A 24,024-nucleotide genomic window follows, 5' to 3' on the forward strand; every position below is an offset into this window, starting at 1 on the left:
TCTCGGGCGTTCAAGGGGTGGCTCAGGCAGCGCCCTTGGCGGCTTCCTTCAGCTTGGAGCCGGCGCTCACCTTGGCGCTGTAGCCCGCGGCGATCTGGATCGGCTCGCCGGTCTGCGGGTTGCGGGCGGTGCGGGCAGCGCGGTGGGTGCGCTCGAAGGTCAGGAAACCGGGGATGGTGACCTTCTCGTCGCCCTTGGCGACGACCTCGCCGACGATCTCGGCGAAGGCGGCCAGAACGGCGTCGGCGTCCTTGCGGGTCACCTCGGCGCGCTCGGACAGCGCGGCCACCAGCTCACTGCGGTTCATGTGTACTCCTGTGGTCTGTTCGCTTGCGGTGTGCGGGGGCCCATCGGTGCTCCCACCGGGGGGCACCCGGATGGGCCGCAGGTCCGCACACTGTGCTCATGCAGGCAATGCGTGGTCGCAGGCCGGGTCCGTACCCGATGCCGCGCGCCGGAGCCTTCGAAGGCCCGCCCGCCCGCCTGGATACGAATCCTGCCCCGACCGGCCCCGAGAAAGCCAATCGGGCCCCGGCCGGGCCACCCGAACAACGCCCGCCCGTTGGAGGTGTGACGCTCCGTCGGCTCCGGCGGACCGGGCGCGGGCGGCGGTCGGGACGACTCGCCGGAAGACCAGGGGGACGTTCCGTACTTGTCGGACACGCCTGCCCCGTGCAGGGCTACCGTACGCCCTACGACTGACAAGCCCAAACACGCCCCTCGCCCTTGTGTCGCAAGGGTTCGGGGCGGGCTGGGCGGGTATGACCGCTATTCGTGCGTTTGAGCGACCGACGACACGTCCGCCGGTCCGGTCGTCAGAGCTTGACGGTGGGGAAGGCGGAGGTGTCCAGGGTGCCCACGATGCCCGGGGTCGGACGGGCCGGCGCGGGGGCCTCCTGACCGCCCGCCAGGGCCGCCTCGCGCACCGCGGCGGCGACGGTCTTGGCGACGTCCTTGTGGAAGACGCTCGGGATGATGTAGTTCGCGTTCAGCTCGTCGTCGGCGACGGTGGTGGCCAGCGCCCGGGCGGCGGCGATCATCATCTCGGTGTTGACCGTACGGCTCTGGGCGTCCAGCAGGCCGCGGAAGACGCCCGGGAAGACCAGCACGTTGTTGATCTGGTTGGGGAAGTCGCTGCGGCCGGTGGCGACCACGGCGGCGGTCTGCCGGGCGATCCCGGGGTCGACCTCCGGGTCCGGGTTGGCCAGGGCGAAGACGATCGCGTCGGGGGCCATGGTGGCCAGGTCGTCGCCGTCCAGGACGTTCGGGGCCGAGACGCCGATGAAGACGTCCGCACCCGCCACGGTCTCCTTGAGGCTGCCGGTGCGGCCCGAGCGGTTGGTGTGCTCGGCGATCCACCGCAGGTTGTCGTTGAGGTCCCCACGGCCCTGGTGGACCACGCCCTGCACGTCCGCCACGGTGGCGTGCTCGACGCCGGCCGCCATCAGCAGCTTGAGGATCGCGGTGCCCGCGGCGCCGGCGCCTGACATCACCACGCGGATGTCGGCGATCTCCTTGCCGACCACCTTGAGCGCGTTGGTGAGGGCGGCCAGCACCACGATCGCGGTGCCGTGCTGGTCGTCGTGGAAGACCGGGATGTCCAGGGCCTCGCGCAGCCGGGCCTCGATCTCGAAGCAGCGCGGCGCGGAGATGTCCTCCAGGTTGATCCCGGCGAAGCCCGGGGCGATCGCCTTGACGATCGCGACGATCTCGTCGGTGTCCTGGGTGTCCAGGCAGATCGGCCAGGCGTCGATCCCGGCGAACCGCTTGAAGAGGGCCGCCTTGCCCTCCATGACCGGCAGTGCGGCCGCCGGGCCGATGTTGCCCAGGCCCAGCACCGCCGAGCCGTCGGTGACCACGGCGACGCTGTTGCGCTTGATGGTGAGGCGGCGGGCGTCCTCGGGGTTCTCGGCGATCGCCATGCAGACCCGCGCGACACCCGGGGTGTAGATCATGCTGAGGTCGTCACGGTTGCGGATCGGCAGCTTGGACGACATCTCGATCTTGCCGCCGAGGTGCATCAGGAAGGTGCGGTCCGAGACCTTGCCGATCGACACGCCGTCGATCGCCCGGAGCTTCTCGACGATCTCCTCGCCGTGCGCGACGGAGGAAGCCGCCACCGTGACGTCGATCCGCAGCGCCTCCAGGCCGGAGGCGGTGACGTCGAGGCCGGTCACCGATCCGCCGGAGGACTCCACGGCCGTGGTGATCGCGCTGACGGCGTTGCCCCGGGCCGGGACCTCCAGCCGTACCGTGATCGAGTTGGAGACACTGGGCACCGTCGCCATCGACGCTTCCTTCTTCCGTCTGTCCCGCAGGCTCAACATTTTGTTGAAGGCATCGCCTGCGCATGCTAGACCTCGATCGTCGCACCTTCCAAGGGGTAGCCAGAAATATCGTTCATTGAGTGTGCGGATCCGACAATCCGGCCGGCTCCCGCCGACCTTCCGCCGACTTCCGTCGCCGACTCCTTGCCTCTCCGGGCCGATGCGTTACATTGGACGGGCACCGGCTCGATCCAAGCCCCCGGGCCCAACCTTCGTCCCTTCGAGGGACCACTTGCCGCGAGGCGAGCATGGCGGGTCGGTGTACTAAACGTCTGAAGGCCCCTCACCGAAGCGGTGGGGGGCCTTCTTCCGTGGCTCCGGCAGGGTCCGTCAGCTGCCGTCAGCCGTTTGCAGCAGCGCCGGCACGCCGGCCGCGTCCGGCAGGTCGTCCGGGCCGGACAGCACGGTCAGCCGCTGGGTCGCGCGGGTCAGCGCGACGTACAGCACCCGCAGGCCGGCCTCCGACTCGCCGGCGATTCCGGTCGGGTCGGCCACCACCGTCGCGTCGTACTCCAGGCCCTTCGCCTCCAGGCTGCCCAGCGGCACCACGCGCTCGCCCAGGCCCTCGGCCCAGCCGGCCGCCTCGGCCCGGCGGTCCATCGGCACGACGATCGCCACGGTGCCGTCCACCTCGGCCAGCAGCCGCTCCAGCTCCGCCCTGGCGGCCTTGCCGAACGCCGCCGGCGAGGGGTCGGTGACGGCCGCGAAGCGCGGCTCCACGCCGACGCGGCGGACCGCGCTCGGCGACGGCGTGCCCGGCGCGGCCAGCGCCAGCACCTTGGCCGCGACCTCGGCGATCTCGGCCGGGTTGCGGTAGTTCACGGTCAGCGTGAAGCGGCGGCGCGGCTTGCCGGACAGCACCTCGTCCAGCGCGGACTGGGCCTCCTGCGGGAACGGCCAGGAGGACTGCGCCGGGTCCCCGACGATCGTCCAGGTGGCCATCCGGGCCCGGCGGCCGATCATCCGCCACTGCATCGGGGTGAGGTCCTGGGCCTCGTCCACGATGATGTGGGCGTACTCCTTGCGCTCCACCGGCTGGCGCTCGCGCTGGCGGGTGGAGCGGTCGGCGAAGGTGGTGACCTCCTCCAGGCCGGTCAGCAGGTCCATCGCGTCCACCTCGCGGACCTTCGGCCGGGACGGCTCGCCGAGCAGCACCTGGAGCTCGTCCACCAGCGCGACGTCGTGCGCGGACAGCGCCCCCTCGCCCTCCGGGGACAGGTGGCGCCAGGAGGCGGCCAGCAGCCGCGCCTCGTCCGGAGTGACGACGCGGCGCGCGATCCGGTTGATGTGACGGTGCTGCCTGAGCGTGCCCAGCACCCGCCGCGGGGTCACGGCGGGCCACCAGGCGTCCAGGAAGTCCAGGAACGGCGCCTCGTCCGAGACGTACTCGTCGAAGCTCTCCTTCTCCTCCTGGCGCTGCTCCCGGGCGTAGTGGTCGGTGGGCTTCGGGAGGTCCTTGACGACCTCCTGCCACAGGGCGTCCAGCAGCAGCCGCCGGGCCCGCGGACGCAGCAGGTTCAGCGGGGTGCCGCCGGAGCCCACCACGTTGCCGCGGACGGCCTTCAGCCGGCCCGCGTCGAGCTTCAGCACCTCGCCGCGGGCGACGACCTTCAGCTCCTGCGGCGCGCCCAGTTCCAGCGCCGCCCGGGCGGCCCGGCGCAGCAGCTGCGCCATCCGGGCCGAGCCCTTGACCCGGGCCGCCTCGGGGGTGTCGTAGGTGTCCGCCTCGATGCCGTCCACCAGGGAGCCGACGGCCCGGATGGCGACCTGGCCCTCCTCGCCGAGCGAGGGCAGCACGCCCTCGGTGTAGGAGACCAGCAGCGGGGTCGGCGAGACGACCAGGATGCCCCCGGCGTAGCGGCGGCGGTCCTGGTACAGCAGGTAGGCGGCGCGGTGCAGGGCGACGGCGGTCTTGCCGGTGCCGGGGCCGCCGGTGACGAGGGTGGCCCCGGCCGCGGCGGCCCGGATCACCTCGTCCTGCTCCTTCTGGATGGAGGAGACGATGTCGCGCATCGAGTGGCTGCGGGCGCGGCCCAGCGAGGCCATCAGCGCGCCGTCGCCGACCACGGCCAGCTCCTCGCCGTCCAGGGTCGGGGTGAGGTCGGGGCGCAGCAGGTCGTCCTCGACGCCGATCACCTTGCGGCCCTTGGAACGGATCACCCGGCGGCGGATGACCCGGCCGGGCTCGACCGGGGTGGCGCGGTAGAACGGGGCGGCGGCGGGCGCGCGCCAGTCGATCACCAGCGGGCCGTACTCGGCGTCCAGCACGCCCAGGCGGCCGATGTGGAGGGTCTCGGCGACGACCGGGTCGGCCGGGTCCATCGGGGTGTTCGAGGGGATGCCGTGCTCCTCCGGGGCGTCCGCCTGCTGGAGGTCGATCCGGCCGAAGAGGAAGTCCTCGAACTCGTTGTTGAGGCGCTGGAGGTGCGCGCCGGCCCGGTAGACCTGGGCGTCTCGCTCGGCGAGCGCGCCCGGGGTGCCGACCTGGACCCGCTTGGCGGCGTCCTCCAGGATGTACTCGGCCTCGGCGAGCTTCTCCTCCAACCGGTGGTAGACGGTGTCGAGGTGCTGCTGCTCACCGGCGATCTCGCGCGCGCGGACGGTCTCGTGATCGGCGGTGGGGGTGGTGTCCGTGTTGCTCATGGCCTCGGTGGTTGCGGCGGAATCCGGCTCCGGAAAACGAGCGGACGGATGATCCTACGCCGCGACCCCCGGGGCGCGCTGCTCCGGAACGTACAAAAGTTGAAGGCCGCCCTCCGCGGAGCGGTGGACGGCCTTCGGTGTGAACATGGGGTGGTGGAGATGCCGGGAATCGAACCCGGGTCCAGTGGAGTTAATTCAGGGCTTCTCCGAGCGCAGTCCGCTGTGATTTTCTCGGCCCTGGCGGTCACGCGGACAAGCCGCCAACAGGCCCAGCTGCTGTTTGATTTCCCATCCACCCCCGCAGCCCGGGCGGACGGTTGAGTTCCCTAGATTATGCCAGGGTCCGGGTCGGGAACTCCCCGGTCTGACACCCAAGCGCTATCGGTGCTTATTAGGCAGCGAGAGCGAACTGCTGGGAATCGCGCTTAGAGTTGGCGATTATTTTTTTGCGACACGTGGTTTACGAGATCATTGCCGCGTTCCTCGGCTCGCTTCCCCTGTTTCAACATCCCCTGTCGAAACCGATCATCCCCATGTTTTTTTGAGAAACAGCTCGGACGGTGACCGTCCGTGTTGCTTGCGCCATAGTACGCGAGGCGACGGGCGAGGGTCCAGCGGATTAACCCTGGCGCCGCCGCGCCGCCGCCACCGCGCGGGCCGTCTCGCGGGTGTCCTGCTTCTCGCGGAGCGTCTGGCGCTTGTCGTACAGCTTCTTGCCGACGGCGAGCGCGAGCTCCAGCTTGACCCGGCCGTCCTTGAAGTACAGCGACAGCGGGATCAGGGTGTGGCCCGCGTCGCGGACCTTGGTCTCGATCTTGCGGATCTCCAGCTTGTGCAGCAGCAGCTTGCGCTTGCGCCGGGCCGCGTGGTTGGTCCACGTCCCCTGGGTGTACTCGGGGATGAAGACGTTGTCGATCCACGCCTCGTGGTTCTGGATGTAGGCGTAGCCGTCGACCAGGTTGGCCCTCCCCTCGCGCAGCGACTTGACCTCGGTGCCGGTGAGCACGAGGCCGCACTCGTAGGTGTCGAGGATCATGTACTCGTGCCGCGCCTTCTTGTTCTGCGCGATCAGCTTGTGTCCGGTTTCCTTTGCCATAGCGCGGTCATTCTCGCACTTCGGGGCGGGATCAGGCAGCTGCTTTAGCCGCGGGTTCCGGCGCTCAGGCCCGGGTGCCGAGCCCCGCGAGGACGCGCAGGGCGAGCGCGTCGGCGTCCTCGCCGGTGGCCGCCGGGACGTCGGGGGTGAGGCCGGTGCCGTCGAGGGAGCGGCCGGCCGGGGTGAAGTAGCGGCCGACGGTCATCTCCAGCACCGCGCCGTCGGCGAGCCGGCTGGGCTGCTGCACGGTGCCCTTGCCGAAGGTCCGCGCGCCCACCACGACGGCGCGGCTGCGGTCCTGGAGGGCGCCGGCGAGCAGTTCGGCGGCGCTCATCGTGCCGCCGTCCACCAGCACCACCAGCGGGGTGCGCTGGTCGCCGCCGCGCGGGGCGGTCAACTCCCTGGTCCCGCCGCGCTCCTGGTACGAGCCGACCGGGCCGCCGTCCAGGAAGATCCCGGCGGTGCCGGCGGCCTCGTCGACCAACCCGCCGGAGTTCCCGCGCAGATCGAGCACCACGCCGGTGTGCGGGGCGCGCAGCGCGGCGCGCACCCGATCGGCCACGCCGCTGGTGAAGGCCCGCACGGTGATCCGCAGGACGCCCCCGTCCAGGTGCTCGGCGGCGACCTGCTGACTGTCCAGCAGGGCGCGCCGCAGCCGCAGTTCGCGCACCTCGCCCCCGCCGCGCCGGACCTCCAGGGTGACCTCGGAGCCGGCCCTGCGCTCGCCGCCCTGGCCGCGCAGCCGCGCGACCACCTCGGTGACCGGCAGGTGGTCGGCCTGGTCCTGGCCGACCCGCAGCAGCCGGTCGCCGGGCGCGATCCCGGCCGCGGCGGCCGGGCCCTCGGGCGCGACCTGGGAGACCTCGGTCACGCCGTCCTCGCCGCGGCCCACGGACAGGCCGACGCCCAGGTACCGGCCGTCCAGGCCCTGGCTGAACTCGGCGTACTCCTGCGCGCTGTAGTACGCGCCCCAGCGGTCGCCGCTGGCCCCGAGCAGGTGCTCGGCCTGCTGCTCGGAGAGCGTGCTGCCGGCCGGGTCCGCCGGGAGCCCGCCGCCCGTGGCCCGGGCGGCGTCGACGGAGGGGCGCGGCAGGTCGCTCGGGTCGCCCCAGGCTCCGGTGGCCGCGCCGACCAGCAGGACGGCACCGAACACCAGGCTGAGGGCGGCCACCTGACGTGCCCTGCGCGGAGTTTGCAGCATGGCATCGGAGTGTAGACACCGTGCCGCGCGCGACGGGCCGGAACGGGGAGCGCGGAACGACGGCGGCCCCGGACGGCGCAGTGCCGTCCGGGGCCGCCGAGGCGTCCGGGATCAGACCTTGAGGTACTTGCGCAGCGTGAAGAACGCCGCCACGCCGGCCATGCCCATACCCACCACGACCAGCAGCGGTATCACCGCGAGCACCGAGCCGAGGCCGATGAAGTGGATGAACTGCACCCGGTCGGCCAGCCAGTTCTGGACGAAGAAGTGGCCGCCGATCAGCAGCCCGGAGGCCATCGCCGCGCCGAGCAGCGCGGCGAACGCGGCCTCGGCGATGAACGGCATCTGGACGTAGAAGTTCGAAGCACCGACCAGGCGCATGATGCCGGTCTCGCGCCGCCTGCTGTACGCCGACACCCGGACGGTGTTGACGATCAGCAGCAGGGCCACGAAGAGCATCAGCACCATGATCACGAAGGCCGCCGTCTGCAGGCCGTTGAGCAGGCCGAACAGGTTCTCCAGGATCTTGCGCTGGTCCTCGACCGACTTCACGCCCGGCTTGCCGGCGAAGGCGCTCTGGATCACGTCGTACTTGGTCGGGTCGTTGAGCTTGACCCGCCAGGACTGCGGCATGGCGTCCGGACCCAGGACGGAGATGAGCGGGTTGTCCGGGTTCATCTCCTTCCAGTGCTTGTACGCCTCGGGCGAGCTCTCGTACGTGGAGGACTGGACCACCGAGGTCATCTTGTCCAGCTGGTCCTTGATGTCCTGGACCTGCTGGTCGGTGGCCGCGCCCTTGTCGCACTGGGGCGAGTTGCGGGCATCCGCCTTCGTGCAGAAGTAGATGCTCACCTCGACCTTGTCGTACCAGTACCCCTTCATGCTGTTCACCTGGTCGCGGACCAGGAGCGAGGAACCGGCGAGGGCGAGGGAGAGCGCGACACTGACGACGACCGCGATGGTCATCGTCAGGTTGCGTCGGAGACCCACACCGATCTCCGACAGGACGAACTGGGCACGCATGCGGAACAACTCCAGGGTCGGTACTGCTCTGGGTCGGGCGGTTCGGGCCGGCGGCCCTACGGGGTCAGCGCTGGTGGGTCAGTGCTGGTACCCGTAGACGCCGCGGGCCTGGTCGCGGACGAGCAGTCCCTTGTCGAGCTCGATGACGCGCTTGCGCATCTGGTCGACGATCGCCTGGTCGTGGGTGGCCATCAGCACCGTGGTGCCGGTGCGGTTGATGCGGTCGAGCAGCTTCATGATGCCGACCGAGTTCTGCGGGTCGAGGTTTCCGGTGGGCTCGTCCGCGATCAGCAGCATCGGGCGGTTCACGAAGGCGCGGGCGATCGCCACGCGCTGCTGCTCACCACCGGAGAGCTCGCCCGGCATGCGGTCCTCCTTGCCGCCGAGGCCGACCAGCTCCAGCACCTCGGGCACCACCTTGTTGATGGCGCTCTTGGGCTTGCCGATGACCTCCAGGGCGAAGGCGACGTTCTGCGCGACCGTCTTGTTGGGGAGCAGGCGGAAGTCCTGGAAGACGGTGCCCAGCTGGCGGCGCATGTGCGGCACCTTCCAGTTGGACAGCTTGCCCAGGTCCTTGCCCAGCACGTGCACCGCGCCGGTACTGGGCCGCTCCTCGCGCAGGCACAGGCGCAGGAAGGTGGACTTGCCCGAGCCGGACGAGCCGACCAGGAAGACGAACTCGCCCTTCTCGATCTCCAGCGAGACGTTGTCCAGGGCGGGACGGTTCTGCTTGGGATAGGTCTTGGAGACGTTGTCGAATCTGATCACGGCTGCATCACGGAGGCCATCCTAGGCGGCGCCAGTCCTCGGTCGGTCCGCCCCGGGGGCCCGGTCCGGGCGCGGGCGAAAGGAGCGCGGAGGGCGGCTCCCGGTCTGGGACCATACGCGAATCGGCAACCGGCCCGCAGGGGCAGCCCGTGACAGTTCTCGGAATCTGCGGGAGAATGTCCGTTTATGCCCCGAATATTGCGAGGCATCTCACAGCCCGGGAGCCGGAAGCGCCGGAACCTGGCAGAGTGGAGGTGGCGACCGTGACCGGCCGCTCCCCCGTACAGGGCAAGAAATGGAACCAAAGCCCCGTCCGGTGCGTTTGCAGTAAGCAGCGAGGAGGAGATCGCATGACCTGCGACCATCTGGTGTGCGCCAACTGCAACGGCCGCGTCAGCGACGGGCGTTGCCCGGTGTGCCGCGCCAACCGGGCCCGGCTGCAGGAGCAGCAGGGGCCGTTCGCCGCGCTCTCCCCCGCGCTGCTGCTGGCCCTGGTGGCCGGGCTGCTCGCGGTGGCGCTGATCGCCCGGCAGGCGCTGGCCTGATTCCGTCGACCGACGACGAAGGGCCCCCGACCGCTGCGGTCGGGGGCCCTTCGCTCTGTGTTCTGCCGTGTGCCCGGCGCGCTACCCGGCGCCGGTCCCGCGCTGCTCGCGCCGGCGGACAGCGGCCTCGATGCCGTGCTCGGTCATCGAGGCCGACCTGCTCACGCCTCGGTCGACGTCTCGCGCTGCTTGCGCCAGCGGATCCCGGCCTCGATGAAGCCGTCGATGTCGCCGTCCAGCACGGCCTGCGGGTTGCCGGCCTCGTACGCGGTGCGGACGTCCTTGACCATCTGGTACGGGTGCAGGACGTAGGAGCGCATCTGGTTGCCCCAGGAGCTGCCGCTGTCCTTGAGCGCGTCCATCGCCGCCTTCTCCTCCTGGCGGCGCCGCTCCAGCAGCTTGGCCTGGAGGACGTTCATCGCGGACGCCTTGTTCTGGATCTGCGAGCGCTCGTTCTGGCAGGAGACCACGATGCCGGTCGGGAGGTGCGTGATGCGCACCGCCGAGTCGGTGGTGTTGACGCCCTGGCCGCCGGGGCCGGAGGCGCGGTAGACGTCCACGCGCAGGTCGCCCTCGTCGATGTCGACGTGGTCGGACTGCTCGACGACCGGGAGCACCTCGACGCCGGCGAAGGAGGTCTGCCGGCGGCCCTGGTTGTCGAACGGCGAGATGCGGACCAGGCGGTGGGTGCCCTGCTCGACCGAGAGGGTGCCGTAGGCGTACGGCGCCTTCACGGTGAAGGTCGCGGACTTGATGCCGGCCTCTTCGGCGTAGGAGGTGTCGTACACCTCGGTGGGGTACCCGTGCCGCTCGGCCCAGCGCAGGTACATGCGCATCAGCTGCTCGGCGAAGTCGGCGGCGTCCACGCCACCGGCCTCGGCACGGATGTTGATCAGCGCCTCGCGGGCGTCGTACTCGCCGGACAGGAGCGTGCGGACCTCCAGCTCCTCGACCGCCTTCTGGAGGGCGACGAGCTCGACCTCGGCCTCGGCGCGGGTGTCCGCGTCGTTCTCGGCCTCGGCCAGCTCGAACAGCACGCCGAGGTCGTCGATGCGGCCGCGGAGGCCCTCGACGCGGCGCAGTTCGCCCTGGAGGAAGGAGAGCCGGCTGGTCACCTTCTGCGCGTTCGCGACGTCGTCCCACAGGGTGGGGGCGGCTGCCTCCTCCTCCAGGACCGCGATGTCGGCCCGGATCTTGTCCAGGTCGAGGACGGCCTCGATCGACCCCATGGTCGTATCGAGGTTCTTGAGCTCTTCGGAAGGATCGACGGCTGCCACGCCCCCCAGGGTAATGGTTCCGGGGGTGGTCATGACGACACCCCCGTTCCCACCGGGGTCAGGGCGCCCGCGGGGCGGTGCTGTGGACGACCGGACGGGCCGGCCGGCCGCCGTCCGGCCCGGTGGCCGCGAAGGCCGTCCAGGCCGCGGCGGCGCCCGCCAGCAGCAGGACGGTGGCCAGCAGGACGGCCAGCAGCCGGCGGCGGCGCAGCAGGGCCTGGCGGTCCCGGCGGTGCCCCGGGGCGGTGCGCTGGGCCCGGGACTCGGCGGCGTACGCGGCCAGCTCCTCCGCGGACGGGCGGCGCAGGCTGGTGTGGGTGTCCCGGGTGGAGTCCGGGGCGGCGCCGGGGACCAGCGGGACGGCCGGGCCGCGACGGCGCTTGTGCAGGCCCGGGCCGGTGTCGGCCTCGGCGTAGACCGCCTCGCCGGGGGTCAGCTGCTCCTCGGCCGGGGCGCGGCCCTGGGCGGGCAGGGCGATCACCGGCAGGCCGGCCAGCGACGGCAGCTGCTCGCGCAGCCGGGCGGCCAGCTCGGCGGCCCGCAGCCGGGAGGCGGGGGCCTTGGCCAGGCACTCGGAGATGATCCGCCACAGCCCGTCCGGCAGGCCGGGGATCGGCGGCACCTGCTCGGTGACGTGCCGGCGCAGCACCGCGCCGGTGTGGCCGCCGCCGAAGGGGGTGAAGCCGGCCAGCAGCTCGTAGAGGACGGTGGCGAGGGCGTAGATGTCGACGGCGGCGCGCGGCTCCAGGCCCTCGATGATCTCGGGGGCGAGGTAGTCGGGGGTGCCGATGATCCGGGTGGCGCGGGTGCGGCGCGGGGCGTCGACCAGGCGGGCCACGCCGAAGTCGGTCAGCTTGGCGCGCGGGGCGCCGCCGGGGCCGGGGGCGGCGGCGAGGTCGAGCAGGACGTTCTCCGGCTTGACGTCGCGGTGGACGATCCCGGCCGCGTGCGCGGCGGCCAGGCCGTCGGCGACGTCGGCGATGATCGAGGCGGCGGTCTGCGGGGGCAGCGCGCTGTCCCGTTCCAGCCGGGAGCGCAGGTCGGTGCCCTGGACCAGCTCCATCACCAGGGCGAGGTCGCTGCCGTCCACGACCATGTCGCGCACGCCGACCACCCGGGGGTGGTCGAGACTGGTCAGCGCGGTGCGCTCCTGGACGAAGCGGCCGACCAGCACCTGGTCGGAGGCGAGGTCCTCGCGCAGCAGCTTGACCGCCACCGGGCCGTCGGGCCCCTCACCGAGCCAGACCGTCCCGGCCGAACCCCGGCCGATCACCTGGTGGACGGTGTACCGGCTGCCGATCTTGCGTGCCAATGCTGCTCCGTGGGCGGCGGGAGCGCTCCGGGGGTCCGGTTCGCTCGGTGGGGCGGGACAACAGCGACCAACCTACGCGCCCGGAGGCCCCGCGGGGGCCGCCTGAGGGGCCCGGAGCGGGAGTCTCGGGCGGGAAATCTCGTGAATTGTCGACAAAGCGTCAATCTTGCCGTCCGGCACGGGTTCGGAGGCCCGGAACGGTCCGCCACGGCCCGGTCCGCAGCCCGAACCGGCCCGAAGCGGGTCGTTCCGGGCTCCCCGACCGGGCCGGACCGGGAGCCCGGCGGCGCTACTTGCCGAAGACGCTGTTCACCCAGTCCCGCGCCGAGTCGAACCAGCCCACGGCGTTGTCCCAGTAGTGCGGCAGCGGCGTGAAGTTCCACAGCGCCAGCGCGGCCACGGCCAGCACCAGCAGCACCATCAGGCAGCCCTTGAGGCAGCCGAGCCCCGGGATGTACATCCGGTTGCGGCTGCGCGGGCGCCGCTCGCGGGCCGGCGCGGGCTCGCGGCGGGCGGGCTCGCGCGGCGGCTCCTCGCGGCGCGGCGGAGCCTCCCGGTACTGCGGCGCGGGCGGCTCGGCCCGGCGCGCCGCCGGGGCGGGCGGCGGCGGGTAGCCGCCCTGCGGCCGGCCGTACCCGGCCGGGGCCTGCCGGTTGCCACCGGGCGGCTGGGCCTGCGGCTGCCGGCCCTGACGTCCGCCCTGGGGGTCCTGACCCCCCGGCCGGGCCTGGTAGGGCGGCGGGGCCACCGGCGGGCGCTGCGCGTAGCCGGGCGGCGGCGGGGCCTGTCGGTAGCCGGCCGGCGGCTGCCCCTGCGGCGGGCGGCCCGGCGCTCCCCGACCGGGCTGCCCCCCGTGTCCGGCCTGGTACGGCGGCGGGGCGACCTGCGGCTCGCCGTACTCCTCGTAGTCCTCCGGGCCGAAGTACCCGACCTCGGTCTGCTGGTTGCGGTCCCGCGCCGCGCGCAGCTGGGTCTGCCACGGGTGCGGCGCCTCCTCCTGCGGGCCGGGGGGCGCGGTGGGCGGGGGCGGCGGCACGGCGACGGGCGGCATCACCCGGGTGCGGTCGGGGGCGCCGTACGGGGGCGCGGGCGGCTGCTGGGTGCCCATCACCCGGGTCGCCGCGGCCGGGTCGTGGTGCGGGGCGCCGGGGGCGGTCGGCGGCAGCACCTGGGTCCGGTCGTCGGTGCCGGGCGGACCCGGGACGATCCCGGGGACGACGGTGGGCTGCGGATCGGGCTGCAGCAGGGCGGCGACGGCCAGCGCCTCGTCCACCGCCGCCGGCGAGGCGTGCACGCCGACACCGGCGGCGACCACCCGCAGGGCGCGGGCCAGCGAGGTGGCGCCGGGCCGCTGGGCCGGGTCCTTGCGCAGGCAGCGCTCGATCACCGTCCAGAGCGGCTCGGGCATGGTGCTGGGCCGCTGCGGCTCCTGCGCCAGGTGGGCCTGGAGGACCGCGAGCGCGCCGTCGCCCTGGAACGGCTGGCGTCCGGTGACCAGCTCGTACAGCATGATCCCGGCGCCGTACACGTCCACCGCGGAGGTCTGCGGGCGGCCCTCGGCGGACTCCGGCGCGACGTACGCGGGGGTGCCGACGAACTCGTGGGTACGGGTGACGCCCGGGGAGTCGGCGAGGCGGGCGATGCCGAAGTCGGTGAGCAGCGGGTGCATCCGCTCGACGCCGTCCACCACGGTGGAGGCGAGCAGCACGTTGGCCGGCTTGAGGTCGCGGTGGACGATGCCGTCCGCGTGGCTGGCCGCCAGCGCGTCCGCCACCTGGGCCATCAGCAGGGCTCCCGCGATCGGGCTGAACGGGCCGTTGGCGCGCAGGTAGCGCGCCAGGTCGGGGCCCTCCACGAGGTCCATCACCAGGGCCAGCAGCTCGCCCTCGACGACCAGGTCGCGGACCCGCACGATGTTGGGGTGGGACAGCCGCAGCAGCAGCGAGCGCTCGCGCAGGAAGCGCATCACGACGTCGGGGTCGGCCGCCAGCTCCTCGCGCAGCACCTTGATCGCGACCCGCTGCCCGGGCTCGCTGCCCGGCGCCTGCACGTCGTCGCGCACCACGCCGCGCCAGACGGTGCCGGTCGCACCCCGTCCGAGGGTCTCATCCAGCAGATACTTGCTGCCGACTGGCCGCACCTGTCGCACTCCTCGCCGTGCCGCCCGCGCGGGGCGCTCCTCCGCCGGTGCGGTGAGCCTGCCGGGCCCGTGTCTGCGGCCACTCTAACGGTGTCCGTTCGGGTTTTCGGGGTGACCGGCAGGGCATCCGAGCAGGGTTGGGGGACATCCCCTAGGGGAGTGCCCGGAGCCGGTCGGCGGGCCTGCCCGGGGGCCGCGAGGGGGGCGGTTGACCTGACCCACCGTCGCCTCCACCATGGCGATGATCGCAAGATCGTCAAATCCGGTACCGTGCGCGGACCGTCCGTGCCGGATGGCAGGATGGACACTCGCCACTCGTGTGGCCCAATGGGGTCGCCGCGGCCGCCCGGTGCGTCCGCGACGGCGCCGGGGTACCAGGCTTCACACCAGCAGAAGGGACCCGCGGGCGAGATGCAGATCCGGCTGACCGTCCTCCGACCGCGCAGCGGCCCGACCGCCGCCGGCTCCGCCATCCCCTACGTGGACGTGCTGGTCACCGCTCCCGTCGGCACCGCGCTCGGCGCCATCGCGGGCGCCCTCGCCGGCGCGGTCGGCGTGCGCGGACCGCGGGCCGCCACCCATGTGCACCTGTACGCCGGGGCGCACCGGGTGGACGAGCACACCCTGCTCGGCCACCCCCCGCTGCTCGACGGAGCCGTCCTCAGCCTCAACGAGCCCGACCCGACCGCCGACGACTCCGACGACACCCCCGCCGTCGCCGAACTGCGCGTGGTCGGCGGACCGGACGCCGGCGGCGTGCACCGGCTGCACGGCCGGGAGATCCGGATCGGCCGTTCCGGTGAGGCCGACGTCCCGCTCGACGACCCGGACGTCTCCCGGCTGCACCTCGCACTGCACCTCACCGAGGACGGCCGGGTCTCCGTCCGCGACCTCGGCTCCACCAACGGCACCACCCTGGACGGCCGGCTCGTCCCGCCCGGCCCGCCCGAGGCCGCCGTCCCGCTGGAACCCGGCGCCCTGCTGCGGATCGGCGAGTCGACCCTGCAGGTGACGGCCCCCGACCCGGCCGACGCCACCGGGGCCGTCCGCGCCGCCCTGCCCGACGGCCACGGCCACCTCCAGCTCGCCGCGCCGGGCCCCGTCCGGCCCGCGCCGCCGGCGGCCGAACCGCCCGCCGCCCCCGAGCCCGCCCCCGGCCGCGGCCGCGGCCTGTTCTCCCTGCTGCCCGGCCGCACCGCCGAACCGCCCGGCCAGGAGAGCGCCGAACGCCACCACGCCGCCGTACGGCTGCGCCAGACCGCCGCCCAGCGCGAACGCTGGCCCGACCTCGCCGCCCTGCTGCTCGGTGCCGTCGGCCCCGGCCCGCGGCTGTGGGAGCGCGGCCCCGGCCACCCCGACGCGCTCACCCTGCGCCTGGGCACCGCCGACCGCCCCGGCGGCCCCGGCACCACGCCCGGCACCCTGTTGCCCGCCGTCCCGGTCACCCTCGACCTGCAGACCGCCGGCAGCCTCGGCCTCTGCGGCCCGCGCGAACGCCTGGACGCGCTCACCCGCGGCGTCGTCGCCCAGCTCGCCGCACTGCACCCGCCCACCGGCCTGAGCCTGGTCGTGGTCGACGCCGACCCGACCCGCGCCCCCGAGGAGCGCGCCGACACCTGGGCCTGGGCCCTGTGGCTGCCCCACCTGCGCCCGGCCGACGGCCAGGACTGCCGCCTGCTGCTCGGCCTCGACGACGAACAGGCCACCGCCCGGCTGACCGAGCTCACCGCCCGGCTCAGCGGCCCCAGCGGCCTCGGCGGCCACCCCGCCACGGTGGTCGTGGTGGACGGCCGACCGGCCACCGAGACCGCCCGGCACGCGCTCGACCTGCTGCTGCGCCAGGGCCCCGCGGTCGGCATCTTCCCGATCTGCCTCGCCGAGCAGCCCGAACTGCTCCCCCGCGGCCTCGGCGCCACCGCCCTGATCACCGGCGAGGTCGGCACCCAGCTCTCGCTCGACCGCCCCGTCGCCCGCGGCCGCGAGACCCTGCACGAGGTCTCGCTGGACGCCGTCTCCGACGCCTGGGCCGAACGGCTGGCCCGCGTCCTCGCCCCGTTGCGCGAGGCCACCCCGGCCGCCCGCGGCCCGCTGCCCGACGCGCTGCGCCTGCTCGACCTGCTGCAGCTCGACACCGTCACCCCGGCCAAGCTGTCCGCCCGCTGGGCCGCGCACGCGGGCGGCATCGGCGCCGCCACCGCGCTGCTCGGCACCACCCGGGACGAGCTGTGCACGCTCGACCTGGCCGACCCCGAGCTCGCCCTCCCCTCCCCCGACCCCGGCGGCCCGCACCTGCTGATCGGCGGCGGCTGCGGCTCCGGCAAGACCGAGCTGCTGCGCACCCTGATCGCCTCGCTCGCCGTCTCCGAGCGCCCCGAGCGGCTGACCGTCACGATCGTCGAGGGCCGGGCCGCCGAGGACGGCCTGGACGGCTGCACCGAGCTGCCGCACGTCACCGGCCTGGTGAACGCAGCCACCGACCCGCGCGCCGCACTCCTCGCGGCCGAGGCGCTGGAGGACGAACTCACCCTGCGGGAGCGGTTGTTCGACGGCCTGGACTTCGCGTCCTGGCACGCCGCACGGATCCTGGACGGCCAGCACGGCCGGCACGGCCTGGACGAGCAGCCGGCGGACCATCCGCAGGTGCCGGTGCCCGCCACCGTCGGAGCCGCGGCCGCCTCGGCGCCCAGGATCATCGCGCCGCGCAGCGCGGACGGCCCCCGGCCGGGCACCCCCGCGACGCCCGCCTCCGCCTCGCCCGTCCCGGCCCGCCTGGTCGTCGTCGTGGACGACTACGACGCCCTGCTCTCGCCCACCTCCCCGGCCGGCCGGCCGCTCGCCCGCGCGCTCGCCGGCATCGCCCGCCGCGGCGGCCCGCTCGGCGTCCACCTCGCCGTCGCCACCGGCCGCCCGGAGGAGAGCGCCGGCACCGAGGTGGACGAGGCCGCCCTGCTGCGGATCGCGCTGCGCACCGACGACCCGGCCGACTCCGACCTGCTGATCCACCTCGGCGACGCCGCCGCCCTCCCCGAGGACACCCCCGGCCGCGGCTACCTGCGGCTGCCGGACGGCGGCGTCACCGCCTTCCAGACCGCCCGGATCAGCGGGCGCATCCCGCGCACCGCCACCCTGCGCCCGACCGTGGTCGCGATCGACCCGCTCCAGCTCGGCGCCCCGCCCGCCCGTCGGCCGGTCCGCGAACTCGGCAACGGTCCCACCGACCTCGCCCTGCTCGCCAGCGCCCTCCAGCGCGCCGCCGCGCAGCGCTGATCCGACGGCGGCCCGCTCCCCGGCGTGGCCGCTGCCGGTTCCGGCAGCGGGCCTCCCCGACGGACAGCCCCGCCCGGACGACGGAGGGCCCCGGCGAACCATCCGGTTCGTCGGGGCCCTCCGCGGCCGGTCAGCCGGTCGGCCCGGTCAGACGCACTTCAGGTCGCGGTTCACCACGGCCATCCCCGCGACCTTGCCGTCCGCCATGGTGAACTCGTACTGCCAGCCCTGCTGACCCTCCACCGGGAACACGTACTTCCCGCTCTTGGCCGGCTGGAGGCCCTTGGCACCGTACGCCGCCTGCAGGGCCTCCAGGGTGGTGCCGGCGCCGATGCCCTCGGCCGTCTTCGCCTCCGCCGGGGCGACCAGCTCGCGCAGGCCCGCCGCGGCGAAGGAGACCCGGCCGGTGGCCAGGTACGCCTTCTCCTTGGTCTCCCGGGCGACCATCATGTCGACGATGGACTGCGTGGCGTCCGCCATCAGCTTGGCGGTGGCGGCCGAGTCCTTGGCCGCGGCGGCCGAACCGGCGGCGGCCGCCGCCGCGTCCTTCGCGGAGGCGTTCGGCGGCAGGGTGCCCCCGGGGGCGGGGGTCTTGCCGGCGGCCGCGTCCGCCTTGGCGTTGAGGTCCTTGTAGCGGGCCTCGGTGGCCGCCTCGGCGGTCATCCGGGCCTGGTCCGGCGCCGGGCCGCCCTTGTAGACGAAGTCCGTGCAGCCGTCGAGCAGCGAGACGGGCGCGGCCTCCAGCGCTCCGGTGGCCAGACCCGCGTCCTTCGCCATGCCCGGCTTCAGGCCGCGGTAGCCGGCCGCCGTGAAGGCCTCCGGCCCCTTGGGCGCGGGCGCCGCCGAGGACGCGCCCGGCTGGGCCGTCGCCGCGGCGTCGGCCTTGGCCGGGTCCTTCTTCTTGTCGTCGGACGAGCAGGCGGCCGCTCCGGCGACCAGCAGCGCCACCGAGATGCCCACGCCGACCGCGCGGACCGCGGCCCGGTTCTTCCCCATGTTCTTTCCCCCCACTTGGTTGTTCGAGGATCACCGTAGCGAAGGGGCACCCGTGATCCACAATCGGTTTCCGGGGGTCGCTGGGGCGGCCGCGCGAGCGGTGGGGTCGGGGCGCACGGCACGGGGCCCGGGGGCGCGCAATGGCGTCCGGACACGCGGAAGGGCCCGCGTCCGGGGACGCGGGCCCTTCCGTGCGGCTGTCCGTCAGCGCATCGAACCGGTGCGCAGCAGGGTGCGGATGACGCGCATCGCGACCGAGAGGCTGGACAGCTCGTAGTTGTCCGAACCCCTTATGTCGTCGAGGGTGCTCTTGGCCCGGTTGAGCAGCGTGGCGTTGAGCTCGGCCCAGGCCGTGTAGCGCTCCTCTGGGGTGGCGCCCTCGGGGCCGCAGGCCAGGATGTCGGCGGTCAGCGCCGCGTGCGCCGCGAAGAGGTCCTCGCGGATCGCGGCCCGGGCCATCGACGACCAGCGGTCGGTGCGGGGCAGCTCGATGATGCGGTCGAGCAGGTGCGAGATCTGCAGCCGGTCGCCCAGGTCGTAGTACAGCTCGGCGACGTCGGCGACGTCCTTGCCGGAGCGGTCCGCGACCTCGGTGATGTCCAGGGTCGGGAAGACCGAGGAGAGGCCGGCGATCCGGGTGGCCAGCTCCTCCGGCACACCGGCCGCGGCGAGCTCGTCGTACACGGACTCGAACCAGGTGAGGTCCTCGCCGCGCAGCGGCTTGGGCAGCGAGCCCCAGACCTGGTTGACCCGGTCGTGGAAGAACTCGATGGTGCCGGCGATGTCGAGCGGCTGGCGGCGGTTGTTGAGCATCCACCGGGTGGCGCGCTCGACCAGGCGGCGCGAGTGCAGGCGCATCTTGGTCTGCACCCGGGCCGGGACCTGGTTGTCCAGGCCCTCGATCTCGCCCCAGATCGTCTCCAGGCCGAAGACGGCCCGCGCGGCGGTGTGCGTCCGGGCGATCTCCTCGTAGGTCGCGCCGGTCTCCTCCTTCAGGCGGAAGGCGAAGGTGCAGCCACCGCGGTTGATCGTGTCGTTGACGATCAGCGTGGTGATGATCTCGCGGCGCAGCGCGTGGCTGTCGATCGCGTCGGCGAACCGGGCCCGCAGGGCGCTGGGGAAGTACTCGTGCAGCGCGGCGTGGAAGTACGGGTCGTCGGGCAGGTCGGTGGCGAGCAGCTCGTCGGCCAGGATGATCTTGGTGTAGGCGAGCAGCACGGACATCTCGGGCTGGGACAGCCCGCGGCCGTTCTGCTGGCGGTCACGGATCTGGCGCTCGGTGGGCAGGAACTCCAGCGCCCGGTCCAGGCGGCCGGCCGCCTCGAAGCGGTTGATCATCCGGGAGTGGACGTTGACCATGCTGTGCGCCTGGGCCACGGCGTTGGCCAGCACCACGTTCTGCGCGTAGTTGTTGCGCAGCACCAGGTGGCCGACCTCGTCGGTCATCTCGGCCAGCAGGGCGTTGCGCTGCTTGACCGTCATGTCGCCCTCGGCGACGACCTGGTTGAGCAGGATCTTGATGTTGACCTCGTGGTCCGAGGTGTCCACACCGGCCGAGTTGTCGATCGCGTCGGTGTTGATCCAGCCGCCGGTGCCCTCCGGGCCGCCGGTGGCCGCGTACTCGATGCGGCCGAGCTGGGTGCAGCCGAGGTTGCCGCCCTCGCCGATGACCCGGGCCCGGACCTGCTCGCCGTTGACCCGGATGGCGTCGTTGGCCTTGTCGCCGACCTCGGCGTTGGTCTCGGCGGAGGACTTGACGTAGGTGCCGATGCCGCCGTTCCAGAACAGGTCGACCGGCGCCTGCAGGATCGCCTTCATCAGCTCGGCCGGGGTCAGCTTGCCCGCCTCGACGCCGAGCGCGGCGCGGACCTGCGGGCTCAGCTGGATCGCCTTGGCGGACCGCGGGAAGACCCCGCCGCCGGCCGAGATCAGCGACTTGTCGTAGTCGTCCCAGGAGCTGCGCGGGAGGTCGAACAGGCGGCGGCGCTCGGCGTACGAGGCGGCCGCGTCCGGGTTCGGGTCGAGGAAGATGTGGCGGTGGTCGAAGGCGGCGACCAGGCGGATGTGCTCGCTGAGCAGCATGCCGTTGCCGAAGACGTCGCCGGACATGTCGCCGATGCCGATGACGGTGAAGTCCTCGGTCTGGGTGTCGACGCCGAGCTCGCGGAAGTTGCGCTTGACCGACTCCCAGGCGCCGCGGGCGGTGATGCCCATGCCCTTGTGGTCGTAGCCGGCCGAGCCGCCGGAGGCGAACGCGTCGCCCAGCCAGAAGCCGTACGACTCGGCGACGCCGTTGGCGATGTCGGAGAAGGTCGCGGTGCCCTTGTCGGCCGCGACGACCAGGTAGGTGTCGTCCTCGTCGTGGCGGACCACGTCGGCCGGGTGCACGACCTCGCCGCCGACCAGGTTGTCGGTGATGTCGAGCAGCGCCGAGATGAACGTCTTGTACGAGGAGACGCCCTCGGCCAGCCAGGCGTCGCGGTCCACCGACGGGTCCGGCAGCTGCTTGGCGACGAAGCCGCCCTTGGCGCCGACCGGGACGATGACGGTGTTCTTGACCATCTGCGCCTTGACCAGGCCCAGGATCTCGGTGCGGAAGTCCTCGCGCCGGTCGGACCAGCGCAGACCGCCGCGGGCGACCTTGCCGAAGCGCAGGTGCACGCCCTCGACCTGCGGCGAGTAGACCCAGATCTCGAACGCCGGGCGCGGGGCCGGCAGGTCCGGGACGGCCTTCGGGTCGAACTTCATCGACACGTAGGTGTGCCAGTCGCCGTCGGCGGCGTGCTGGAAGAAGTTGGTCCGCAGGGTGGCCTTGATGAGGTTCAGGAAGGAGCGCAGGATGCGGTCCTCGTCCAGCGAGACGACCTCGTCGAGGGCGCCGGACAGCTCCTCCAGGATGCCCTCGGTCAGCTCCAGGGCGCCCGAACGGTGGCTCGGGCTCAGCCGGGCCTCGAACAGGTTGACCAGCAGGCGGGTGGTGTGGGTGTTGTTGCGGAGCGCGTCCTCCATGTAGTCCTGGGAGAACGTGGAGCCCGCCTGGCGCAGGTACTTGGCGTACGCGCGCAGCATCATCGCCTGCCGCCAGGTCAGCCCGGCGGTGAGGACCAGCTCGTTGAAGCCGTCGTTCTCGGCCTTGCCGGTCCAGGTGGCCGCGAAGGTCTCCTGGAAGCGCTCGCGGGCCTCGTCGCTGAGCCCGGTGGCCTCGCGCAGCTTCAGGCCGAAGTCGATGACCCACGCGGTGGTGCCGTCGGAGCGGCGCAGCGCGTACGGGTGCTCGTCGAGCACCTCGACGCCCAGGCGCTGGAGGACGGGCAGGACCTCGGTGAGCGAGATCGGGCCGCCGACGCGGTAGATCTTGAAGCGGCGCTCGTCGTCGCCGGCGCCGACCGGCTGGTACAGGTTCAGGCGGAAGTCGCCCGCGCCGTGCAGCGACTCGATCTGCTTGATGTCGGAGACGGCGGTGCGCGGCGGGAAGTCGGCGCGGTAGCCGTCGGGGAAGGCGTTGGCGTACTTGTGGCCGAGCTCGGCGGCCTTCTCCTCGCCGAGTTCGAGGTGGAGCTGGTCGTGGAAGCCGTCCATCCAGAACCGGGCGGCCTCGGCCAGGCGGTTCTCGATCCGCTCGATGTCGGAGTCCGAGAGCTGCGGCAGCTCGGTGCCCGGGGCGACCCGGACCACGAAGTGCAGACGGGTCAGCACCGACTCGGTGGCGTACACCGTGTAGTCGATGGTGGCGCCGTTCAGCTCCTCCTTGAGGATGTCGGTGAGCAGCAGCCGGATGCGCGTGGTGTAGCGGTCGCGCGGCAGGTAGATGAAGGCGGAGAAGTAGCGCCCGTACTCGTCCTGGCGCAGGAAGAGGCGCAGCTTGCGGCGCTCCTGCAGGTACAGCACGCTCGTGGCGATCGAGAGCAGCTCGGAGGCCGGGGTCTGGAAGATCTCGTCCCGGGGGAAGGTCTCCATGATCTGCAGCAGGTCGCGGCCGTCGTGGCTCTCGCTGGAGAAGCCGGAGTCCTCCAGGACGGCCTGGACCTTGCGGCGCACGACCGGGATGCGGGTGACCGACTCGGTGTAGGCGGCGGAGGAGAACAGGCCGAGGAAGCGGCGCTCGCCGATCGGCTCGCCGGCGGCGTTGAACTTCTTCACGCCGACGTAGTCGAGGTAGGCCGGGCGGTGCACGGTGGCACGGCTGTTGGCCTTGGTCAGGACGAGCAGCTTCTTCTCGTGGGCCTTGGCGCGCACCGGCGCGGAGAGCCGGCCGAAGGCCTCGCTGACCGAGTGGTGGCGGTCGTCGTGGCTGTGCGGGTCGGAGCGCAGGATGCCCAGGCCCGTCCCGGCGACGGCCTTGAGGACCTCTTCGCCCTCGTGCTCGACCAGGTCGTACTCGCGGTAGCCGAGGAAGGTGAAGTGGTCGTCGGCGAGCCAGCGCATCAGCTCCCAGGCCTCGCCGACCTCCTGCTCGGGCAGGCCGGCCGGGGGCTCCTCGGCCAGCTCGTCGGCCAGGCGCAGTGCGCTCTCGCGCATCTTGCCCCAGTCCTCGACGACCTCGCGGACATCGCCGAGCACGCGGCGCAGGTCGCCCTCGATGGTGCGCAGGTCGTCGCGGTCGGTCTCGCGGTCGATCTCGATGTGCATCCACGACTCGACGGTCGCGTCGGCCGGCCACTCGGTGCCGGCGGCCTGGCTGCGGGAGCAGGCGTCGACGTCCAGGATCTCCAGCAGCTTGCCGGTGATGTCACGGCGGACGACCAGCTGGGGGTGGATCACGATGTGGATCGCGCGGTCCTGGCGGGACAGCTCGTTGGTGACGGAGTCGACCAGGAACGGCATGTCGTCGGTGACCACCTCGACGACCGTGTGGCCGCAGGACCAGCCGTTCTCCTCGACCGAGGGGGTGTGGACCCGCACCTCGGCGGTGCCCTGCGGGCGCTTGAGGCCCAGGCGGTAGTGGGAGGCGGCCGCCCCGTAGACGTCGACCGGGTCGCGGTCGACCAGGTCCTCGGGCGCGGTGTGGAGGTAGTAGTGGTGCAGGTACGCGGTCAGAGCGCCGTTGCTCAGACCCTCTCCCGGCGCCGCTCCCCCTACCTGGCTGTTCTCAGCGGCTGCGGCTGCCTTCTTGAGCAGTTCGGCCTTGGCTGCGTCCAGCTTGGTCTGCATGACTTCTTGGCTCCTGTCGCGCGCCGTTGCGTGACTCGGTGGTGTGTGGATGTACACCGACGGGTCAGCCGCAATCCTGCCGCACCATCCGACTGAAAGGGGCTCATGGCGCGCATGAAACGTCCTCCCAGTGGGTAGGACGTCACGTTCGTCCTGCAAGCCACCCGACGACGCCAGCCAGCCTAACCGGATCAATCGAAGGTGCACAGGGACAGGGAGGCGCAAACCTGCAGGATGTCGGGTCCGTCCTGGACAGCATGTCCAAACCGGAGGCTGAT

The 24,024-nt window shown here is 72.8% G+C and carries 14 protein-coding genes and 1 other RNA gene; 2 read left to right on the top strand and 13 right to left on the bottom strand.

The features are described from left to right. Window positions 1-22: 22 nt before the first annotated feature. From ACIRST_RS27935 to ftsE, 8 genes are all read right to left on the bottom strand, one after another. Window positions 23-307, bottom strand: a complete 285-nt coding sequence (locus tag ACIRST_RS27935) for an HU family DNA-binding protein (RefSeq protein ID WP_030242980.1) — start codon at window positions 305-307, stop codon at window positions 23-25. Between the two features lie 508 nt (window positions 308-815). Next, entirely contained in the window at window positions 816-2,288 is a 1,473-nt protein-coding gene (locus ACIRST_RS27940) for an NAD-dependent malic enzyme (protein ID WP_402805179.1), read from the bottom strand. A gap of 369 nt (window positions 2,289-2,657) precedes the next feature. After that, window positions 2,658-4,970 (bottom strand): HelD family protein, encoded by a 2,313-nt coding sequence (locus tag ACIRST_RS27945; protein ID WP_402805181.1) that lies wholly within the window; start codon window positions 4,968-4,970, stop codon window positions 2,658-2,660. A gap of 151 nt (window positions 4,971-5,121) precedes the next feature. After that, window positions 5,122-5,503, bottom strand: a transfer-messenger RNA (tmRNA) gene (gene ssrA / locus ACIRST_RS27950). A gap of 86 nt (window positions 5,504-5,589) precedes the next feature. Next, window positions 5,590-6,066 carry an SsrA-binding protein SmpB gene (gene smpB, locus ACIRST_RS27955; protein WP_350521768.1) on the bottom strand — a complete coding sequence of 159 codons (477 nt, stop codon included), beginning with the start codon at window positions 6,064-6,066 and terminating at the stop codon, window positions 5,590-5,592. 64 nt (window positions 6,067-6,130) lie between these two features. Then, a complete protein-coding gene (locus tag ACIRST_RS27960; RefSeq protein WP_402805184.1) occupies window positions 6,131-7,267 on the bottom strand; it encodes a S41 family peptidase in 1,137 nt (378 codons plus the stop codon). Window positions 7,268-7,378: 111 nt separating this feature from the next. Beyond that, on the bottom strand, window positions 7,379-8,290 hold the full coding sequence (gene ftsX, locus ACIRST_RS27965; protein ID WP_350521766.1) for a permease-like cell division protein FtsX: 912 nt from the start codon (window positions 8,288-8,290) through the stop codon (window positions 7,379-7,381). Window positions 8,291-8,368: 78 nt separating this feature from the next. Next, window positions 8,369-9,058: a cell division ATP-binding protein FtsE gene (ftsE, locus tag ACIRST_RS27970; protein ID WP_030059730.1), complete on the bottom strand. Its 690-nt coding sequence runs from the start codon at window positions 9,056-9,058 to the stop codon at window positions 8,369-8,371. A 350-nt stretch (window positions 9,059-9,408) separates the two neighbouring features. Between ftsE and ACIRST_RS27975 the strand changes: the two genes are divergently transcribed. Next, entirely contained in the window at window positions 9,409-9,603 is a 195-nt protein-coding gene (locus ACIRST_RS27975; RefSeq protein WP_350521765.1) for a hypothetical protein, read from the top strand. A 161-nt stretch (window positions 9,604-9,764) separates the two neighbouring features. Here ACIRST_RS27975 and prfB read toward each other — a convergent pair whose 3' ends face one another. From prfB to ACIRST_RS27990, 3 genes are all read right to left on the bottom strand, one after another. Further along, window positions 9,765-10,880: a peptide chain release factor 2 gene (gene prfB / locus ACIRST_RS27980; protein WP_350521764.1), complete on the bottom strand. Its 1,116-nt coding sequence runs from the start codon at window positions 10,878-10,880 to the stop codon at window positions 9,765-9,767. A gap of 58 nt (window positions 10,881-10,938) precedes the next feature. Continuing rightward, window positions 10,939-12,192: a serine/threonine-protein kinase gene (locus ACIRST_RS27985; RefSeq protein ID WP_350521763.1), complete on the bottom strand. Its 1,254-nt coding sequence runs from the start codon at window positions 12,190-12,192 to the stop codon at window positions 10,939-10,941. Window positions 12,193-12,481: 289 nt separating this feature from the next. Next, window positions 12,482-14,332, bottom strand: a complete 1,851-nt coding sequence (locus ACIRST_RS27990) for a protein kinase (RefSeq protein WP_402805190.1) — start codon at window positions 14,330-14,332, stop codon at window positions 12,482-12,484. Between the two features lie 411 nt (window positions 14,333-14,743). Here ACIRST_RS27990 and ACIRST_RS27995 point away from each other — a divergent pair, with 411 nt between their 5' ends. After that, on the top strand, window positions 14,744-17,599 hold the full coding sequence (locus tag ACIRST_RS27995) for an FtsK/SpoIIIE domain-containing protein (RefSeq protein ID WP_402805193.1): 2,856 nt from the start codon (window positions 14,744-14,746) through the stop codon (window positions 17,597-17,599). A 147-nt stretch (window positions 17,600-17,746) separates the two neighbouring features. On the opposite strand, the gene ACIRST_RS28000 is transcribed toward ACIRST_RS27995, so the two are convergent. After that, window positions 17,747-18,595, bottom strand: a complete 849-nt coding sequence (locus ACIRST_RS28000; RefSeq protein WP_402805196.1) for a hypothetical protein — start codon at window positions 18,593-18,595, stop codon at window positions 17,747-17,749. 204 nt (window positions 18,596-18,799) lie between these two features. Further along, window positions 18,800-23,746 carry an NAD-glutamate dehydrogenase gene (locus tag ACIRST_RS28005; RefSeq protein WP_350521759.1) on the bottom strand — a complete coding sequence of 1,649 codons (4,947 nt, stop codon included), beginning with the start codon at window positions 23,744-23,746 and terminating at the stop codon, window positions 18,800-18,802. Between the last annotated feature and the right edge of the window lie 278 nt (window positions 23,747-24,024).

It is taken from the genome of Kitasatospora sp. NPDC101447, from assembly GCF_044767225.1.
GTDB lineage: Bacteria > Actinomycetota > Actinomycetes > Streptomycetales > Streptomycetaceae > Kitasatospora.

Coding starts and splice junctions, on each gene's coding strand:
- ftsX (WP_350521766.1), bottom strand. CDS start 8,290: ATGCGTGCCCAGTTCGTCCTGTCGGAGATCGGTGTGGGTCTCCGACGC.
- ACIRST_RS27975 (WP_350521765.1), top strand. CDS start 9,409: ATGACCTGCGACCATCTGGTGTGCGCCAACTGCAACGGCCGCGTCAGC.
- ACIRST_RS27940 (WP_402805179.1), bottom strand. CDS start 2,288: ATGGCGACGGTGCCCAGTGTCTCCAACTCGATCACGGTACGGCTGGAG.
- ACIRST_RS28000 (WP_402805196.1), bottom strand. CDS start 18,595: ATGGGGAAGAACCGGGCCGCGGTCCGCGCGGTCGGCGTGGGCATCTCG.
- ACIRST_RS28005 (WP_350521759.1), bottom strand. CDS start 23,746: ATGCAGACCAAGCTGGACGCAGCCAAGGCCGAACTGCTCAAGAAGGCA.
- ACIRST_RS27935 (WP_030242980.1), bottom strand. CDS start 307: ATGAACCGCAGTGAGCTGGTGGCCGCGCTGTCCGAGCGCGCCGAGGTG.
- ACIRST_RS27945 (WP_402805181.1), bottom strand. CDS start 4,970: ATGAGCAACACGGACACCACCCCCACCGCCGATCACGAGACCGTCCGC.
- ACIRST_RS27960 (WP_402805184.1), bottom strand. CDS start 7,267: ATGCTGCAAACTCCGCGCAGGGCACGTCAGGTGGCCGCCCTCAGCCTG.
- ACIRST_RS27995 (WP_402805193.1), top strand. CDS start 14,744: ATGCAGATCCGGCTGACCGTCCTCCGACCGCGCAGCGGCCCGACCGCC.
- smpB (WP_350521768.1), bottom strand. CDS start 6,066: ATGGCAAAGGAAACCGGACACAAGCTGATCGCGCAGAACAAGAAGGCG.